Below are 18,018 nucleotides of genomic sequence, written 5' to 3'. Positions count from 1 at the left end.
AGACACCCCCGCAATCTAGAAGTGGCGATAGGGCTTGCGGTTGCCGAAGCCTTCGAACCGCTTGGTATTGGCCTTGGCGCGGACGCGCTGTGCTTCCTGATGCAACCCGATACGGTAGCGATCAGCATGGCGACGGTCATTGCGGTGGCGAGCATGTAGATCAGCATGTGCGTGTTCTCCTGCGCCTAACAACGATTAGATGGGTGTTTGGTTTCATCTTCTGCAGCTGCAACTTAGTGAACACTGCGTGAAGCTGTTGCGAGCGGCACATTCATCTGTCGTTCACGTCGGCCAAAAGGTTCATGGGGCGGGCTGGCGATCGGATTTGCCTTTAGGGGAGAGGCTCGCTAGAAGCACCTGCCATGACCGAACGCATCGCCCTTTATGCCGGCTCTTTCGACCCGCTGACCAACGGCCATCTCGACGTGCTGAAGGCGTCGCTGGCCGTGGCGGATACAATCTGTGCGGCGATCGGCATCCATCCCGGCAAGAAGCCGTTGTTTTCCTTCGAGGAACGGGTTGGCCTGATCGAAACGGCCGCGAAGGCGGAATTCGGCAGCGACGGTGCGCGTATCAAAGTAGTCGCCTTCGACGGGTTGGTCATCGATGCGGCCAGGAAGCATGGCGCCTCGATCATGATCCGCGGCCTGCGCGACGGCACCGATCTTGACTATGAGATGCAGATGGCCGGCATGAACGAGACCATGGCGCCGGAGCTGCAGACCGTGTTCCTGCCCGCCAGCCCTTCAGTGCGCACCATTACCGCCACACTTGTGCGCCAGATAGCTTCGATGGGAGGCGACATCCGCCCCTTCGTGCCGGCGGCCGTGGCCGGCGCGCTCACCGCCAAATTCGCGAAATAAATGCATGTCACCCAAAAGTGGAACCCGGCTTTGGGTAACGACATGCATGAACGAAGATATTCGGAGAAAGATCCCATGCAGCTGAAAAAGCTTGCCTTCTTGCTTGCCGTGCTTGCCGGTCTTGTGACCGCATCCGTGTCGGCCTTTGCCGCCGATCCGGAAAACACCATGATCGTAACGCTGAAGGACGGCGACGTGACCATCGCGCTGAGGCCCGACCTTGCGCCGAAGCACGTCGCGCAGATCAAAAAGCTGGTGCGCCAGGGCGCCTACGACAACGTCGCCTTTCACCGCGTCATCGACGGCTTCATGGCGCAGACCGGCGACGTCAAGTTCGGCAACATGAAGAGCGGCTTCAATGCCGACGCTGTCGGCACCGGCGGCTCCGATCTTCCTGACCTGCCGGCCGAATTCTCCAGCACCGAGCACTACCAGCGCGGCGTGGTCGGCATGGCCCGCTCCGACGATCCGAATTCCGCCAATTCGCAATTCTTCATCATGTTCGCGCCGGCACCGCCGCTCGATGGCCAGTACACCATCGTTGGCAATGTCGTCAGCGGCATGGAGCTGGTGGACCACATCAAGAAAGGCGACGAGGCGCAGAACGGCACGGTGACCGACCCCGATCGCATGATCAAGGTGCGCATCGCCGCGGACGGCAAGTAACCACAATTGTTCAAAAGGATATTTCTGACATGGCCGAAATCAAGGACCGCGAGAACGCGCTTATCATGGACACGACCAAGGGCAAGGTCGTCATCGAATTGTTTCCAGATCTGGCGCCCGGCCATGTCGGCCGTATCAAGGAGCTGGCGCGCGAAGGCGCCTATGACGGCGTGGTCTTCCACCGCGTCATCGACGGCTTTATGGCGCAGACCGGAGACGTGAAGTTCGGCAATTCCAACAAGCCGTCTTTCGCGCCATCGCGCGCCGGCACTGGCGGTTCCGACAAGCCCGATCTGAAGGCCGAGTTCTCCAACGCCAACCACGGCCGCGGCACCTGCTCGATGGCGCGCTCGCAGAACCCGAACTCGGCCAATTCGCAGTTCTTCATCTGCTTCGACGATGCCGCCTTCCTCAACCGCCAGTACACGGTATGGGGCCAGGTCATCGAAGGCATGGACAACGTCGACAAGATCAAGCGCGGCGAACCGGTGCAGGATCCTGACAAGATCGTGTCGCTCAAGGTCGCGGCCGACGTGAAATGACCGGCCGGGCTGTCGCGGCCATCGCATTTGTGCTCGTCGCGGCGGCCACTCCGGCGCTGGCGACGGAATCGATCGTCTGCAGCGCCGACGGCGGCGCGGCATCGATTGACGTTTTGATGGGACACACGGCCGTCATTGCGGTGGCGCGTGTGTGGCTGGATGCCGGTGGCAAGACATGGACCACGGACGGACAGCCAGGCTCAACGAAAGTCATCGTTGGACAGGCATTCGAAGACGACGAGCGCATGCTGATCGATCTCACTGATGAGGGCCTCAGCTCGATCGTGGCCAAATTGCGGCTGGTCAAGGCCAGCGAGCAGTCCAGCTTCGCAATGGGCGGTACGCTGAGCATAGACAGTGTCGGCGCCTGGGCGGTGACCTGCCCGGAACCTTGAGGCGGGGATCTCTTGCGCGTCGATCTTTTCGATTTCGATCTGCCGGAAGAGCGCGTCGCGCTTCGCCCAGCCGAACCGCGCGACAGCGCCAGAATGCTGGTGGTCAGGCCGGGTGAGGGGCTCGAGGACCGGACGGTGCGCGACCTGCCGTCCCTGCTCAAGGCCGGTGATGTGCTGGTCTTCAACGACACCAAGGTCATTCCGGCGCAGCTGAAAGGCATCAGGCGGCGCGGCGAAGCAGCAGCGCAGGTCGAAGCCACGCTGCATATGCGGATGGCGCCCGACCGGTGGCTAGCCTTCATGCGTCCGGGCAAGCGCATCGCCGCCGGCGATCGCATCCATTTCGGTCATGACGCCAATTCCTGCTTTCTCGGCCAGCTCGATGCGACAGTGATCGAGAAGGGGGAAGGCGGCGAGGTGCTGCTCGGCTTCGACCTGTCAGGTCCGTTCCTCGACGAGGCGCTGCACGCTGTCGGCCACATCCCGCTGCCGCCCTACATCGCCTCCAAGCGTGACGACGACGAACGCGACCGCAGCGATTATCAGACCATTTATGCGAGGGAGGAGGGCGCGGTCGCCGCGCCGACGGCAGGGCTGCATTTCACGCCGGAGCTGTTTGCGAGGCTCGACGCCAAGGGCATAGAGCGCCGTTTCGTCACGCTGCATGTCGGCGCCGGTACGTTCCTGCCGGTGAAGGCGGACGACACCGCCGACCACAAGATGCACGCCGAAACCGGTTCGGTCAGCCCGGAAACCGCCGAGGCGCTGAATGCGGCGAAAGCAAAAGGAGGGCGCATTATCGCTGTCGGCACGACATCGCTGCGCTTATTGGAGAGCGCGGCCGGCGAGGACGGCAGGCTGGCCGCATGGTCAGGCCCGACAGACATCTTCATCACGCCCGGCTATCGTTTCAAGACCGCAGACATGCTGATGACCAATTTCCATCTGCCGCGTTCGACGCTGTTCATGCTGGTTTCGGCCTTCTGCGGTTTGCAGACGATGCGGGCGGCTTATGCGCATGCCATCGAGAACCGCTACAGGTTTTATTCCTATGGAGACGCAAGTCTTCTGTTCAGGGAGGATAGTAATGGACGATGACCTGGAAACCTTCGACCGGGAAGCCTTGATCGCCGAGGTCAGGAAACTGCGCGCCGGCATCCGCCAACACCGCGACGCCACCGGCCATGATCTGTGCTGGCATCATCCCGACCTCTGGTCACTTTTGCCCGAAAAGACCGAGCCGGCGATTGCCGTGCCGCCGTGGCCGAAATTCATGCGCGGCTGCATCCGCTACCGGCAATCACTCGACAAGCAGGCCCCGGACGCGCCGGTATTCGACAAGGAGTTCGATGGCTAGGGAATTCAATGACTGACGCATTCACCTTCAAGGTGCTGGCGACCGACGGCAGGGCGCGGCGTGGTGCAATCACCATGCCGCGCGGGGAAATCCGCACGCCTGCCTTCATGCCGGTCGGTACCGGCGGCACGGTGAAGGCCATGTATATGGATCAGGTGCGCGGCGTCGGCTCGGACATTATCCTCGGCAACACCTACCACCTGATGCTAAGACCCGGCGCCGAGCGCGTGGCGCGGCTCGGCGGCCTGCATGAATTCGCCCGCTGGCCGCATCCAATCCTGACCGACAGCGGCGGCTTCCAGGTAATGTCGCTGTCGAAGCTGCGGAAACTGACCGAGAGCGGCGTTACCTTCCGTTCGCATATCGACGGCGGCGCCTACGAGATGTCGCCGGAGCGTTCGATAGAGATCCAGGGGCTGCTCGATTCCGACATCCAGATGCAGCTCGACGAATGCACGGCGCTGCCGGCCAAGCAGAACGAGATCGAGCGTGCCATGGAGTTGTCGTTGCGCTGGGCCGAGCGTTGCAAGACCGCATTCGGCGAGCAGCCCGGCAAGGCGATGTTCGGCATTGTGCAAGGCGGCGACGTGCCGGATCTGCGGCTGCGCTCGGCGCAGGCGCTGAAGGCAATGGAGCTGAAGGGCTACGCGATCGGCGGGCTGGCTGTCGGCGAGCCGCAAGCGGTGATGGTGGAGATACTCGACATCACTTGCCCGGAGCTGCCGGCTGACCGGCCGCGCTACCTGATGGGCGTCGGCACCCCGGACGACATTTTGAAGTCGGTGGCGCGCGGCATCGACATGTTCGACTGCGTGATGCCGACGCGGGCAGGGCGCCACGGCCTTGCCTACACACGGCGCGGCAAGGTCAATCTGCGCAACGCCCGCCATGCCGACGATCCGCGTCCGCTCGATGAGGAAAGCGACTGCCCGGCCGCACGCGACTATTCGCGGGCCTATTTGCACCATCTGGTGCGCTCGCAAGAGGCGCTTGGGGCGATGCTCCTGACCTGGAACAATCTGTCCTATTACCAGCAGCTGATGCGCGACATTCGTGAAGCGATCGAGGCTGGCAGGTTCGCCGAACAAGCCGAGATCATCACGCAGCAATGGGCAAACGGTGACCTCGCCGTCCGGTAGGCATGCTCGCCAGAATCCGGCTCCAGGGAGGAGTTGCCCCTGCCATGAACTGTTTTGAAACGACTGCCTAATAAGCATTGCCGGACGACATCGGGCGAGGATCAAGAACCTGTTCGTTTCGGGGCAAGTTTCAGTTCCTGGCACGACGGTGCGGACGAACGGCATCGCCGAGCCTTCGCCTTCGACCCCCATCGCGGTTCAGCGATGGACGGCTGGGTCGTTGCTTGCGATTCTGGCGATCGCAGTGACCGGCCTGGTCTTGCGCTTGCTTGGCGCGCGCGGCGACCTTTGGCTGGACGAGATCTGGAGCTTTGCGCTGATCGAGCCGCTTACCTCGATCGACCAGATATTCTGGCGCGTCAATCACGACAACAATCATTTCCTCAACTCGGTCTATCTCTATCTCATTGGCCCCGATGCTTCGCCGCTGATCCAGCGAGGTCTGTCGATAGCATTAGGTGTTGCCACGATCGGTGCGGCGGCAGCGAGCGCCGCATCGCGCGGACGACAGGTGATGATTGCCACAAGCCTGTTGTTTGCCGTGAGCTACCCAATGATCCATTACGGCTCGGAGGCACGCGGCTATGCCGGCCTTGTGCTGTTCACGCTGCTTTCGGTGGTTTTTCTGGAGCGCCGGCTCGACAGTAGACGGTGGTCTGGCGCGGCCTTGGCAGCGGCGATCCTTTTCGGCTTCCTGTGCCACCTCACAATGATCGGAATGGTGGCGGTCCTCGCAATCTGGACCGCCTGGCTCGCCTGGCAGCGTACGGCGAAGGTCGGCCGTGTCGTTGCGGACCTGGCGTCGATCTTCCTGCCGGGCTTGCTTGCCGTGCTGCCGCTGGCTGTCGGCGTGTTTGTCGGCGGCAGGCTGTTCGGCTTCAGTGTCGGTGGTGTTTCGCCGTTCTCGATTGCCGCCTTCGCGCAGGGCTATGGCGGGATGATCCGCTCTCTGTTCGGGCTGCCACCCTGGTTCGGCGACGGGCCCTACATCGTTGCCGCCTGCTGTCTTGTCGGCCTCTCCGCCGGTGTCTGGCGCGGTCGCCGAGCCAGCCTTCATGCGATCGGGATTATCGGACTGCCTTTGCTCATGGCGGCGGCGCATCTGCCCAACCTCGAGTTCCCACGCTATTTCATCATCAGCGGAACATTGCTGCTGCTCTGGGCCGGCGAGATGATTGGCCGCGGCCTGGATGCTCGCGGGACTGCAAGGCTACTTGCGATGGGAGCGCTGGCGATCGTGGTGAGTGGAAGCATTTCGTCGCTGCTCCAGCTCTATCAATATGGACGCGGCTCCTACGCCGCTATCGTCGATGAAATGACCAGGAACGGCGCAACCACCTATGCCAGCGACGGCAATTTCCGCACCCCCATTGTCGTCGACTATTTTGCGGCGCGAATGGATCGTCGGGCATTGCTGGTTCCAGACGACGGGATGTGCACCGAACGGCCCGCCTGGCTGGTCCTCGAGGGGGACGTGGACAAACAAGCCGAACATGTCGAACCGACGGCCGCATGCGCTCTGGCGTATGAACGGGCCGATGCGTCGAGGCATTGGGGGTTTTCAGGCCTGAGCTGGACGCTCTACCGGCGACAGGATTGAAACACCCCTTTAGGTGCTGAGCGACGTGGACGCACGCAGGCTGCAGCCGGTGATCCGAAAGCTGCCGTCAGGCTGTAGTTCGAGCGTGTAGACCGCCTCGTAGTCCTTGCCATCCGGGCCGACGATCAGCACTTGCTGGATGATCGACGTCGGGCTCGTCGCGCGAACCTTGCCGAAGGAGTAGGTCTGCGGTTGGCGCACCGGCGGATAGCCTTTTGTCACCATGTTCATGAAGGTATCGACGGTCGGAAAGATGCGTTTCACATTCGGTGCGGCAAAGCTGTAGGCCGTCATTCCGTCATTGGCGATGAAGGCCCTCAACTGCCCATCGATGACCGTCTGCGCCGCTTTGACTTCGGCGTCGCCAGCAAAGGCCTGGGATGCGAAAATGAATGGAACGACTGCGAATGCGAAAAACGCGCGGCGCATGGCCTGTCTCCGTTGTCCCTGAGAAATCGCTGCCTGAAGGTACATGATACCATACGCTTTGCAGTGCTTCAGGGTTTCAGCCGAGCGCAAACATTCGGCGTGGCAGTCCGTGTCCAGACCGAGACGCATTGTCGAGGCGAGAACAGCCTGAGCGATTGCCGATGCTTGAAAGGCGAACGGCAGTCTGCCACAAGGGCCGCTCGATTATACCTAGAGCGTGCGATGTGAGCAGGACCAGGCAATGAAGGCATTTTTCGTGCAGATAAAATGCGATCTGGGCAAGGCCTACGACGTTGCCAGCGCCCTGGCCGATGCCGAGATTGCTTCGGAAATCTACTCGACAGCCGGAAACTACGACCTGCTCGCCAAATTCTATGTCGACGACGAGGAAGACATCGGCCACTTCGTCAATGAGAAAGTGCAGATTCTCCCGGGCATCAAGGATACGTTCACGGTCGTCACCTTTCGCGCGTTTTGATCCGCATCCGGCATCTGCCCGGACACCAGGCAAAGCCTGATCAAGGCCCTATTGGTGCTGCCTTAATTTTAGGCAAGTGCGATATACTGATCGCCGGCGCCCAACAAATCACCGATTGCGCTTGATTTTCTCCAGCGAGGCCAGTGAAATGGCGCCACAGGGGAGTATGCGATTGGCAGCGTTCGATGAAATGCTTCCGGAAGTTTCCGGGCTGAGAAAACCGTATTCGGCTTACGATCGCTGGCTGAAGGAACAGGACCCGGCCAGACTTACCGAGAAGATGCAGGACGCCGAACGCGTCTTTCGCAAGACAGGCATCACTTTCGCCGTCTACGGCGAGCAGGAAGCATCGGAGCGGCTGATACCCTTCGATATCGTTCCGCGCATCATTTCGGGCAATGAATGGCGACGGCTGACGCAAGGCATCGAGCAGCGCGTCCAGGCGCTGAACGCCTTTCTCGACGACATCTACCATCGCCAGGAGATCTTGCGCGCCGGCCGGGTGCCGAAGGAGTTGATCGCCAAGAACGAGGCGTTCCTGCCCGAGATGATCGGGGTGCGGCCGCCGGCCGGCGTCTATACCCACATCATCGGCGTCGACATCGTACGCATTAGCGAGAACGAGTTCTACGTGCTGGAGGACAACGCGCGCACGCCGTCCGGCGTCTCCTACATGCTGGAGAACCGCGAGACGATGATGCAGCTCTTTCCCGAGCTGTTCCAGCAGATCAAGGTGCGGCCGGTTGAGAATTACCCGCAGCTCTTGCGCCAGTCGCTGGCGGCAGTGCGGCCGCAAAGCACCAAGGGTGCGCCGACCATTGCCGTGCTGACGCCGGGCAGCTTCAACTCGGCGTATTTCGAACATGCTTTCCTTGCCGACCAGATGGGCGTGCAGCTTGTCGAGGGGCAGGATCTGCGCGTCGTCGATGGCCATGTCGCGATGCGCACCACCGAGGGCTACAAGCAGATCGACGTGCTTTACCGTCGTGTCGACGACTCGTTCCTCGATCCGCTGACGTTCCGCCCCGACTCGGCACTTGGCGTGCCGGGCATTATGGACGTCTACCGCGCCGGCAACATCACGATCGCCAATGCGCCGGGAACCGGCATCGCCGACGACAAGGCGATTTATTCGTACATGCCCGAGATCGTCGAATTCTATACCGGCCGCAAGGCGATGCTCGGCAACATCCCGACCTGGCGCTGTTCTGAGCCGGACAGCCTGAAATACGTGCTCGAACACATCGACGAATTGGTGATCAAGGAAGTCCACGGCTCCGGCGGTTACGGCATGCTGGTCGGCCCGGCGGCGACCAAGAAGGAATGCGAAGAGTTTTCCAAAAAGCTCGCGGCAAAACCGTCGAACTACATCGCCCAGCCGACGCTGGCGCTGTCGACCTGTCCGATCCTGACGGACAAGGGGCTGGCGCCGCGCCATGTCGATCTGCGCCCCTATGTGCTGGTTTCCGACCGTATCCAGATCGTCCCCGGCGGGCTGACCCGAGTAGCGCTCAAGGAAGGCTCGCTGGTCGTCAATTCCTCGCAAGGCGGGGGCACGAAGGATACGTGGGTGTTGGATGATTAGAGTGGAAGTAGTGAATAGTGAATAGTGAATAGTGGAATAGTGAATAGTGAATAGTGAATAGGTAGGGATATGGGTCGTTGATGTTGGTGAAATGCCCGAAAGTGAAGCGCGCGGCATCGTGCCCTGGAATCCGGATAGTCACCATTCACCATTCACTATTCACTATTCACCACAGGACCGCCTGACATGCTTCTCGGCCGCACCGCCAACGGGCTTTACTGGATGAACCGCTATATCGAGCGGGCGGAAAACATGGCGCGGCTGGTGGATGCCGGCTTGCGCATGGCGCTGACTCGTACTCAGAACGCTTCGGAGGAGTGGAATTCGGTGCTGCTCAGCGCCGGTTCGGACGCCAGCTTCACGCAGAAATATTCCGACTACACCGCCGCCAATGTCGCCGACTATCTGCTGCGCGACACATCGAACCCGTCGAGCACGATGTCGTCTATCGAAACGGCCCGTAACAATGCCCGCATGGTGCGTACCGCACTGACCCGTGAAACCTGGGAAAGCATCAACGAAGCCTGGATGTCGCTGAAGCGGATGCTGGCCAAGCCGATCGACGAGCGCGACCTGCCCAACGCGCTCGACGCAATTAAGCGCGAGACGGCGCTGATCCGCGGCTCGTTCTACGGCACGATGCTGCGCAACGAGATTTTCGATTTCTCGCAGCTCGGCACTTATGTCGAACGCGCCGACAACACCGCGCGTATCCTGGATGTGAAATACTACGTGCTGTTGCCGTCGATCTCCTGGGTCGGCTCGACGCTCGACAACTACCAATGGGAATCGATCCTGCGCTCGGTGTCGGCGCACCGTTCCTATCGCTGGGTCTATGATGCCGACTACAAGCCGAGCAACATCGCCGATTATCTGATCCTCAACGTCCGCATGCCGCGCTCGCTGACCTTTTGCTACCGCTTCCTGACGGAGCATCTCAAATTCCTGGGTGACGACTATGGGGAGCGCCACGCCTGCCATGCGACGGCTGCCAAGACCCAGGCCATGCTGACGGCCGGGTCGATCAAGGATATTTTCGACGCCGGCCTGCACGAATTCCTGGCCAATTTCATCCGCGACAACACCAGGCTCGGCGACGAGATCGCGCAGGATTACAGGTTCTATTGAGCATGACCCCAAAAAGCGGAGACCGGTTTTCGGAAAAGCTCATGCTCCAGGGACGAGTGCGATGCGGCTGAAGATCACCCACCTGACGGAATACCGCTACGATGCGCCGGTGCATTATCTGTTGCAGCGTTTGCGGCTGCTCCCGGTGAACGGGCGCACCCAGACGGTGCTGTCCTGGGCGCTGAGGATCGAAGGCGCACGCGAGGAAGTGCGCTTCACCGACCATTTCGGCAATGATACCCGGCTGTTGAGCGTCGAGGGCGAGCGCGACTTCATCACCGTCGAAGCAGCCGGCGAAGTGGTGACGCGCGACACCGCTGGCGTCTGCGGACCGCACCAGGGTTTCGCGCCGCTCTGGCTGTTCGGCCAGGAAACGCCGCTGACGACGATCGGAAGCGGCATTCGCGAGCTTGCTGCCTCGGTCGGCAAGGGTACCGACATCGAAAGGCTGCACCGGTTGATGGCGGTGATCGGCGAGCGCGTCGCTTATACGCCGGACACCACCAACGTGACGACGCCGGCCGAAGAGGCCCTGGCGCTCAAGACCGGCGTTTGCCAGGACCACAGCCACATCTTCGTTGCCGCGGCGCGTGCCATGGATTTTCCGGCCCGCTATATCAGCGGCTACCTGATGATGGATGCGGCCATCGAGCAGGCGGCAAGCCACGCCTGGGCCGAGGCGCATGTCTCGGGCCTCGGCTGGGTCGCCTTCGATGTCGCCAACGGCATTTCTCCGGACGAGCGTTATGTGAAGGTGGCGACCGGCCGCGATTATCGCGACGCCACGCCGGTATCTGGAATTCGGCTGGGACAGGCGGAAGAACAGCTTGCGGTCACCGTCACCGTGGAGCAGTAATCCCCGGCAAGATTGTTGCCAAAGAGATTCGATGACCTATTGCGTCGGCCTGAAGATCGATCGCGGGCTCGTGTTCATGTCGGACACGCGCACCAACGCCGGCATGGATTCGATCTCGACCTTCAGGAAGATGCATGTCTGGGAAGAGCCGGGCGAGCGCGTCATCGTTTTGATGTCGGCCGGCAATCTGGCGACGACGCAGGCCGTGGTCAGCCTGCTCGACGAACGCACCAAGGCAGTGGCGGAGCGCCGTGCCACACTGCTCGAAACGCCCTCCATGTACCAGACAGTCCGGTTGGTCGGAGACACCGTCAAGGAGGTCATCGCCAGTTCGTCGCCGGCGGGCGAAAAGGCGGATTCCTACTTCAACGCCTCCTTCATCCTCGGCGGTCAGATCAAGGGCAGCGCGCCGCGCCTGTTCATGATCTATCCGGAAGGCAATTTCATCGAATCCACCGACGACACGCCGTTCTTCCAGATCGGTGAGACCAAATACGGCAAGCCGATCATTATCCGTGCGTATGAAAGGACCATGAGTTTCGCCGAGACGGTGAAGTTGCTGCTGGTGTCGTTCGACTCGACGCTGAAGTCGAACCTGTCGGTCGGCCTGCCGCTCGACCTGCTGTTCTATGAAAAGGACACTTTCAAGGTCGGCCTCAAAAAGCGAATAACCCAGGACGATCAATATTATCGTACGATCTCGGATAGCTGGTCGAACGCTCTGAAGACCGCCTTTGCCAGTCTGCCTGATTTTCCCGAATGAAAACCTTCGTTTTTCGTGCTCTTTGATCGCGGCTCGATGAGGCGCTACGGAGGCGAAGATGAATAGCAACGAATTCCGCGAATGGTCGCTGCGAGCGGCTGAATGGGGCGCCGACTACAGAAACAGCCTTCGCGAAAAACCGGTGCGGCCGCTTGTCGAGCCGGGCGAAATCTTCAAAAGCATCGATGCCGCGCCGCCGGAAGACGGCGAAACGATGCAGGCAATCTTCGCCGATTTCGAACAAAAGATCTTGCCGGGCATGACGCACTGGCAGCATCCGCGTTTCTTCGCCTATTTCCCGGCTAACGCGGCACCGGTCTCCGTCGTGGCCGAGTATCTGGTTTCCGCGATGGCCGCGCAATGCATGCTCTGGCAGACCTCGCCGGCGGCAACCGAGCTCGAGACGCGTGTCGTCGACTGGATGCGGCAGGCGCTTGGTTTGCCGGAGGGATTTTCCGGCGTCATGCAGGATTCGGCTTCATCGGCGACGCTTGCCGCCGTGCTGACCATGCGCGAGCGCGCGCTCGACTGGCAAGGCAACAAGAACGGCTTGCAAGGGCAGCCGGTCGTGCGGATCTATTCTTCCGACCAAGTCCATACTTCTATCGACCGGGCGATCTGGGTGTCGGGCATCGGCGAGGCGAACCTCGTGCGCATTCCGGTCGCCGGACGCTTCCGCGCCATGCAGACGGCGGCTCTGGAAGCCGCGATCGTTACCGACCGCGAAAACGGCATGCTGCCGGCGGGCATCATCGCCAGCGTCGGCGGCACAAGTACCGGCGGCACCGACAATGTGGCGGCTGTTGCCGAGGTGGCGAAGCGGCACGGGCTCTACCTGCATGTCGATGCCGCATGGGCCGGCTCCGCCATGATCTGCCACGAGTTCCGGCATTTCTGGACCGGCGCCGAAAATGCCGATTCCATCGTCTTCAACCCGCATAAATGGTTGGGGGCACAGTTCGATTGCTCGATGCAGTTCATCCGCCAGCCGGAAGAGCTGGTCCGCACGCTGGCGATCAAGCCCGAATTCCTGAAAACGCATGGCCGCGACGGGGTCATCAACTACTCCGAATGGTCGGTGCCGCTCGGACGGAGGTTCCGCGCTCTGAAACTTTGGTTCCTGCTGCGTGCGCATGGCTTGGAAAATCTGCGGAACATGATCCGCAACCATGTTGCCTGGAGCGAGAGCCTCGCCGCGCGGCTGGCTCGGGAACCGGATTTCGAGATCGTCACGGAACCGATGCTGTCGCTATTCTCATTCCGCCATCTCGCGGCTGCGGCCATCGACTCTGACGAGCACAATTTGCGGTTGGTCAGCGCGATCAACGATGACGGCCGCATTTACCTGACGCAGACCCGGGTGGACGGGCAGGTGGCGATCCGCTTTCAGGTCGGGCAGTTCGAAACGACTGCGGCGGACGTCGATACTGCTTTCTCGGTCATCACTGAGATCGCGCGGGGGCTGAGTTGATAGCCTCGTCGAGATTGCGCTGGAGCTTTTCTCGCTGCAGTCGCCCGATTTTCATTAGCCGGCCCATACCTGTTCATGGCTTTCGTTTTCAGCTATAGACGAGAAAAACGAAAATGAGAGGGTTGCTAGATGTATCTGTCGCCGCGTCATTCCGAAATCATCCAGATGGCCAAGGACCATGGCCGCGTACTGGTCGAGGAGCTGGCGACGCATTTCAACGTGACGCCGCAGACGATCCGCAAGGATCTCAACGATCTCTGCGACCAGCGGCTTTTGTCCCGCATCCATGGCGGGGCATTGTTCCCCTCCGGCATCGAGAACATGGAATATGAGGCTCGGCGCAAGATCGCCGCCGAGGAGAAGGAGGCGATCGGCCGCGCAGCAGCCCGGCTGATCCCCGATAACGCGTCTCTGTTCATCAATATCGGGACAACGACGGAAGCTGTCAGCAAGTCGCTTCTCGATCACAGCGGCCTGATGGTCATCACCAATAACATCAATGTTGCCAACAGGATGCGCATATATCCTTCGATCGAGGTGGTGATCGCCGGCGGTGTCGTGCGCGGTTCCGACGGCGGTGTGGTCGGCGAGGCCGCGGTCGATTTCATCAGGCAGTTCAAGGTCGATTTTGCGGTGATCGGCGCCTCGGCCATCGACCATGACGGCGCACTGCTCGACTTCGATTTTCGCGAGGTGAAGGTGGCTCAGGCGATCATCGCCAACGCCCGACATGTGATCCTGGTGTCGGACCAGACCAAATTCGAGCGCACCGCGCCCGTCCGCATCGGCCATCTGTCGCAGGTCAACACCTTTATCACCGATCGTTGCGACATCCCGTCGGTGCGTAAGATCTGCCAGGAGGCAGAAGTTCAGCTGATCGAAACGTCGCTATCCTAGAGATGCCGTAGCGGCATCTTCCGCCTATCATATTTCGTTTGACATTCGTTATCATTTCGAAATAATTCCTCTACGGTTTCGCAAGAACCCAAAAATGCTGCAATGCGAAATCGAGGGAGGATTCTTTGAGCGCATCACCGATTCATGACATTTTCGTCATCGGTGGCGGCATCAATGGCTGCGGCATCGCCCGCGATGCCGTTGGACGTGGCTTTTCGGTTTTTCTTGCCGAGATGAACGATCTGGCCAGCGGGACCTCTTCCGGCTCGACCAAACTGATCCACGGCGGCTTGCGCTATCTCGAATTCTACGAATTCCGTCTGGTGCGCGAAGCGCTGATGGAACGCGAGGTCCTGTGGAGGAACGCGCCGCACATCATCTGGCCGATGCGCTTCGTGCTGCCATACGCCAAGGGACTGCGTCCGGCCTGGCTGATCCGGCTCGGGCTTTTCCTCTACGACCATATTGGCGGGCGCAAATTGCTGCCGCCGACGAAAACGCTGGACATGGCCAAGGATCCGGCCGGCAAGCCGCTGAAGCCGCTGTTTCGAAAGGCGTTCGAATATTCGGACGGTTGGGTCAACGATGCCCGGCTGGTTGTGTTGAACGCCCGCGACGCTGCCGAGCGCGGCGCAACCATTCGAACCCGAACAAAGGTCGTCAGCGCACGCCGCGAAGGCAATCTCTGGACGGTCAGGCTTGAAAATGTGCGGACCGGCGATACCGAGGAGGTCAAGGCGCGGCTGCTGGTCAATGCCGCCGGCCCGTGGGTCGATCAGGTGCTGTCGGCCACCGTCGGCTTGAACGACGTGCACAATGTCCGCCTCGTACAAGGCAGCCATATCGTCGTGGGCAAGAAATTCGACGATCCACGCGCCTATTTCTTTCAGAACAAGGACGGGCGCATCATTTTCGCCATCCCTTACGAGGACGAATTCACGCTCATCGGCACGACCGATCGTGACTATCCCGGCGATCCGCACAACGTCAGGATCAATGACGCCGAGATCGACTATCTCTGCGCTGCGGCAAGCGAATATTTCGCGCAGCCGGTCAAGCCGTCGGATATCGTCTGGACCTATTCCGCGGTGCGACCGCTCTACGACGATGGCGCCTCAAAGGCGCAGGAAGCCACCCGAGACTATGTGCTGAAGGCCGATGGAGGCGAGGGTGCCGCCCCGATCGTCAACGCCTTTGGCGGCAAGATCACGACCTACCGCCGATTGTCGGAATCGATGCTCGAGAAGATCGAGGGTTTTCTCGGCAAGCGCGGCAAACCATGGACGGCAAACGCGCCGCTGCCCGGCGGTGACTTTCCCGTCACCGGCTTCGATGCCGAGGTGGCGAAACTGAAAACGGCGTACCCGTTCCTCGACGCCCGGCTGGCCCGCCGGTTGACCCGGCTTTATGGCACCCGCGCAAGGAAGCTGCTGGGCCTCGCCAAGTCGAACGTCGATCTTGGCCGTAACTTCGGCGCCGATCTCTACGAAGCCGAGGTGCGCTACCTCGTCGAAAACGAATGGGCGATGACTGCCGAGGATGTATTGTGGCGCCGGACCAAGCGCGGCCTGCGTCTCAGCCGTGAGCAGGCGGCAGTGCTCGACGAGTTCATGCGCGGAATAAGCCGGCAGCACGTAGCGGCTGCCGAATAGGAACGGCCGACTGATGCAGAAAGCCTGGGAGGAGGCATCATGCTTGAACTGAGAAACGTGACGAAGACGGTGGGTGCGGCGGAACATATCCGCGACGTCTCGCTGACGCTTCAGCACGGCTCGCTCAACGTCCTGCTCGGGCCGACGCTCTCCGGCAAGACCAGCCTGATGCGGCTGATGGCGGGCCTCGACGTGCCGACCTCGGGCTCGGTCTGGTTCGATGGCAAGGATGTCACCGGCATGCCGGTGCAAAAGCGCAACGTCGCCATGGTCTACCAGCAATTCATCAATTATCCGGCGATGACGGTCTACGAAAACATCGCCTCACCGCTGCGGGTGGCCGGCACGGATCAGGCAACGATCGACAGGGAGGTGCGCAATGCCGCCGCCCTTCTCAAACTAACGCCCTATCTCGACCGGACGCCTCTCAGTCTGTCGGGCGGCCAGCAGCAGCGCACCGCGCTGGCCCGCGCCATCGTCAAGAATGCCAGCCTCGTGCTGCTCGACGAGCCGCTCGCCAATCTCGACTACAAGCTGCGTGAAGAATTACGCGCGGAACTGCCGAAAGTCTTCGCGGCCGCCGGTACAATCTTTGTTTATGCCACGACCGAGCCGCACGAGGCCTTGCTGCTCGGCGGCAACACGGCAACGCTTTCCGAGGGCAGCATCACCCAGTTCGGGCCGACCATCGAAGTGTTCCGCAAACCGGTCGATCTGGTGACGGCGAGAACCTTCGCCGATCCGCCGCTCAACACCATCGTGCTTGCCAAGAAGGGCCTGGATTTCCTCCTCGAGGGCGGCGTGAAATTGCCGGTGCCGGCGGAACTCTTCGGCATTGCCGATGCGATCTATACGATCGGCTTCCAGCCGCATCATCTGTCCCTCGAACGGCCCAACGCCGCCGCAGTGCCGGTGCGCGCAAAGGTGACGATCACTGAGATCACCGGATCGGAAAGCTTCATCCATCTCGATTTTGCCGATGCGCGCTGGGTCATGCTGACCCACGGCATTCGCGATTTCGAGCCGGACGAGGAGGTCGAGGTGTTCATCGACCCGCGCCACATCATGGTCTTCGACGAGCACGGCCGCGCCGTGGCCGCGCCGAAGCTGGCGGCCTAGGAGGAAGCGATGGCGCGCATCGATGTCAATCATATCCGCCACTCCTATCTGCAGAACCCGCGCACGGATGCCGATTTCGCGCTGAAGGAAGTGCACCACACGTTCGAGGATGGCGGCGCTTATGCGCTGCTCGGCCCGTCCGGCTGCGGCAAGACCACGCTGCTCAACATCATTTCGGGATTGCTGCATCCCTCGCATGGCCAGCTGCTGTTCAACGGCAGGGACGTGACCAATCTGTCGACCCAAGAGCGCAACATTGCCCAGGTCTTCCAGTTCCCGGTGATCTACGACACGATGACCGTCTACGACAATCTGGCGTTCCCGCTGCGCAATCGCGGCGTGCCGGAGGCCGACGTCGACCGCAAGGTGCGCGAGACGCTGGAGATGACCGGGCTGGCCGATATGGCCAAACGAAAGGCGCGCGGACTGACCGCCGACCAGAAGCAGAAAATCTCGCTCGGACGCGGGCTGGTGCGCTCCGACGTCAATGCCATCCTGTTCGACGAGCCTTTGACCGTCATCGACCCGCATATGAAATGGGTGCTGCGCTCGCAGTTGAAGCAGCTTCACCGCCGCTTCGGCTACACCATGGTCTATGTCACGCACGACCAGACCGAGGCGTTGACCTTCGCCGACAGGGTGGTCGTCATGTATGACGGCGAAATCGTGCAGATCGGCACACCGGCGGAGCTGTTCGAGCGCCCGCGCCACACCTTTGTCGGCTATTTCATCGGCTCGCCCGGCATGAATGTCATGCCGGTGGCGATCGACGGCAAGACAGCGAAGCTGGGCTCGCAGCAGATCGAACTGCCGGGCGTGCCCAAGGCGGGCGGCGGCGCCATCGAGCTCGGCATCCGTCCCGAATATGTGCGCCTGGGCAGCCAGGGCATGGCCGTCCGGGTCAGCAAGGTCGAGGACGTCGGCCGCCACAAGGTGGTCCGTGCCAATCTCGAAGGACGCGAGATCGCCGCCGTCATCGGCGAGGACGAGACAGTTCCGGCTGATCCGAAGGTGCGGTTCGACCCGGCCGGCATCAACATCTATGCCGATTCCTGGCGCGTCGAGATGGGAGCCTGAA

Annotated in this window: 20 protein-coding genes; 19 read left to right on the top strand and 1 reads right to left on the bottom strand. The window is 61.2% G+C overall.

Going from position 1 to position 18,018, the window contains the following annotated elements; all coding sequences use genetic code 11:
• The first annotated feature begins 21 nt into the window (after nt 1-21).
• The 9 genes from NKI59_RS17970 to NKI59_RS17930 all read left to right on the top strand — a co-directional run bounded on the left by NKI59_RS17970 (nt 22) and on the right by NKI59_RS17930 (nt 6,562).
• Nucleotides 22-159 (top strand): hypothetical protein, encoded by a 138-nt coding sequence (locus tag NKI59_RS17970; RefSeq protein WP_352705731.1) that lies wholly within the window; start codon nt 22-24, stop codon nt 157-159.
• 203 nt (nt 160-362) lie between these two features.
• The gene (coaD, locus tag NKI59_RS17965; protein WP_352705730.1) at nt 363-863 is read left to right on the top strand and encodes a pantetheine-phosphate adenylyltransferase; all 501 of its coding nucleotides are present in this window, start codon (nt 363-365) and stop codon (nt 861-863) included.
• 75 nt (nt 864-938) lie between these two features.
• A complete protein-coding gene (locus NKI59_RS17960; RefSeq protein WP_352471695.1) occupies nt 939-1,529 on the top strand; it encodes a peptidylprolyl isomerase in 591 nt (196 codons plus the stop codon).
• A gap of 29 nt (nt 1,530-1,558) precedes the next feature.
• Nucleotides 1,559-2,071 (top strand): peptidylprolyl isomerase, encoded by a 513-nt coding sequence (locus tag NKI59_RS17955; protein ID WP_254817363.1) that lies wholly within the window; start codon nt 1,559-1,561, stop codon nt 2,069-2,071.
• A complete protein-coding gene (locus NKI59_RS17950; protein WP_352705728.1) occupies nt 2,068-2,466 on the top strand; it encodes a hypothetical protein in 399 nt (132 codons plus the stop codon). The genes NKI59_RS17955 and NKI59_RS17950 overlap by 4 nt, the downstream gene beginning before the upstream one ends.
• A 12-nt stretch (nt 2,467-2,478) precedes the next feature.
• Nucleotides 2,479-3,564 (top strand): tRNA preQ1(34) S-adenosylmethionine ribosyltransferase-isomerase QueA, encoded by a 1,086-nt coding sequence (queA, locus tag NKI59_RS17945; protein WP_352705725.1) that lies wholly within the window; start codon nt 2,479-2,481, stop codon nt 3,562-3,564.
• Complete coding sequence (locus NKI59_RS17940; RefSeq protein WP_352448773.1) at nt 3,554-3,823, top strand: hypothetical protein; 270 nt, start codon at nt 3,554-3,556, stop codon at nt 3,821-3,823. Before queA ends, NKI59_RS17940 begins: the two co-directional genes overlap by 11 nt.
• Before the next feature lie 8 nt (nt 3,824-3,831).
• Nucleotides 3,832-4,962, top strand: a complete 1,131-nt coding sequence (tgt, locus tag NKI59_RS17935; protein ID WP_352705723.1) for a tRNA guanosine(34) transglycosylase Tgt — start codon at nt 3,832-3,834, stop codon at nt 4,960-4,962.
• Nucleotides 4,963-5,182: 220 nt separating this feature from the next.
• Nucleotides 5,183-6,562, top strand: coding sequence for a glycosyltransferase family protein (locus tag NKI59_RS17930; RefSeq protein WP_352705721.1), 1,380 nt, complete (start codon nt 5,183-5,185; stop codon nt 6,560-6,562).
• A gap of 9 nt (nt 6,563-6,571) precedes the next feature.
• Here NKI59_RS17930 and NKI59_RS17925 read toward each other — a convergent pair whose 3' ends face one another.
• Nucleotides 6,572-6,991 carry a DUF4864 domain-containing protein gene (locus tag NKI59_RS17925; RefSeq protein WP_352705867.1) on the bottom strand — a complete coding sequence of 140 codons (420 nt, stop codon included), beginning with the start codon at nt 6,989-6,991 and terminating at the stop codon, nt 6,572-6,574.
• Between the two features lie 241 nt (nt 6,992-7,232).
• On the opposite strand from NKI59_RS17925, the gene NKI59_RS17920 reads away from it, so the two are divergent.
• From NKI59_RS17920 to NKI59_RS17875, 10 genes are all read left to right on the top strand, one after another.
• Nucleotides 7,233-7,469, top strand: a complete 237-nt coding sequence (locus NKI59_RS17920; RefSeq protein WP_023674883.1) for an Lrp/AsnC ligand binding domain-containing protein — start codon at nt 7,233-7,235, stop codon at nt 7,467-7,469.
• Between the two features lie 172 nt (nt 7,470-7,641).
• Nucleotides 7,642-9,054, top strand: a complete 1,413-nt coding sequence (locus NKI59_RS17915; RefSeq protein ID WP_023674884.1) for a circularly permuted type 2 ATP-grasp protein — start codon at nt 7,642-7,644, stop codon at nt 9,052-9,054.
• Between the two features lie 186 nt (nt 9,055-9,240).
• Nucleotides 9,241-10,182, top strand: a complete 942-nt coding sequence (locus tag NKI59_RS17910) for an alpha-E domain-containing protein (protein WP_023674885.1) — start codon at nt 9,241-9,243, stop codon at nt 10,180-10,182.
• A 61-nt stretch (nt 10,183-10,243) separates the two neighbouring features.
• Nucleotides 10,244-11,038 carry a transglutaminase family protein gene (locus NKI59_RS17905; protein WP_352448779.1) on the top strand — a complete coding sequence of 265 codons (795 nt, stop codon included), beginning with the start codon at nt 10,244-10,246 and terminating at the stop codon, nt 11,036-11,038.
• Between the two features lie 31 nt (nt 11,039-11,069).
• A complete protein-coding gene (locus tag NKI59_RS17900; protein ID WP_254817354.1) occupies nt 11,070-11,801 on the top strand; it encodes a proteasome-type protease in 732 nt (243 codons plus the stop codon).
• A 58-nt stretch (nt 11,802-11,859) separates the two neighbouring features.
• Complete coding sequence (locus NKI59_RS17895; protein WP_352705718.1) at nt 11,860-13,272, top strand: pyridoxal phosphate-dependent decarboxylase family protein; 1,413 nt, start codon at nt 11,860-11,862, stop codon at nt 13,270-13,272.
• Between the two features lie 129 nt (nt 13,273-13,401).
• A complete protein-coding gene (locus NKI59_RS17890) occupies nt 13,402-14,169 on the top strand; it encodes a DeoR/GlpR family DNA-binding transcription regulator (RefSeq protein ID WP_023674889.1) in 768 nt (255 codons plus the stop codon).
• A 125-nt stretch (nt 14,170-14,294) separates the two neighbouring features.
• The gene (gene glpD, locus NKI59_RS17885) at nt 14,295-15,821 is read left to right on the top strand and encodes a glycerol-3-phosphate dehydrogenase (protein ID WP_023674890.1); all 1,527 of its coding nucleotides are present in this window, start codon (nt 14,295-14,297) and stop codon (nt 15,819-15,821) included.
• A 39-nt stretch (nt 15,822-15,860) separates the two neighbouring features.
• Entirely contained in the window at nt 15,861-16,940 is a 1,080-nt protein-coding gene (locus tag NKI59_RS17880) for an ABC transporter ATP-binding protein (RefSeq protein ID WP_352705716.1), read from the top strand.
• A gap of 9 nt (nt 16,941-16,949) precedes the next feature.
• Nucleotides 16,950-18,017, top strand: coding sequence for an ABC transporter ATP-binding protein (locus NKI59_RS17875; RefSeq protein WP_352455722.1), 1,068 nt, complete (start codon nt 16,950-16,952; stop codon nt 18,015-18,017).
• Nucleotide 18,018 lies beyond the last annotated feature (1 nt).

The organism is Mesorhizobium sp. M0598, from assembly GCF_040320865.1.
Lineage (GTDB): Bacteria > Pseudomonadota > Alphaproteobacteria > Rhizobiales > Rhizobiaceae > Mesorhizobium.
Note: the sequence above shows the minus strand (reverse complement) of the source record. Positions and strands in the feature narration are given on the sequence as shown.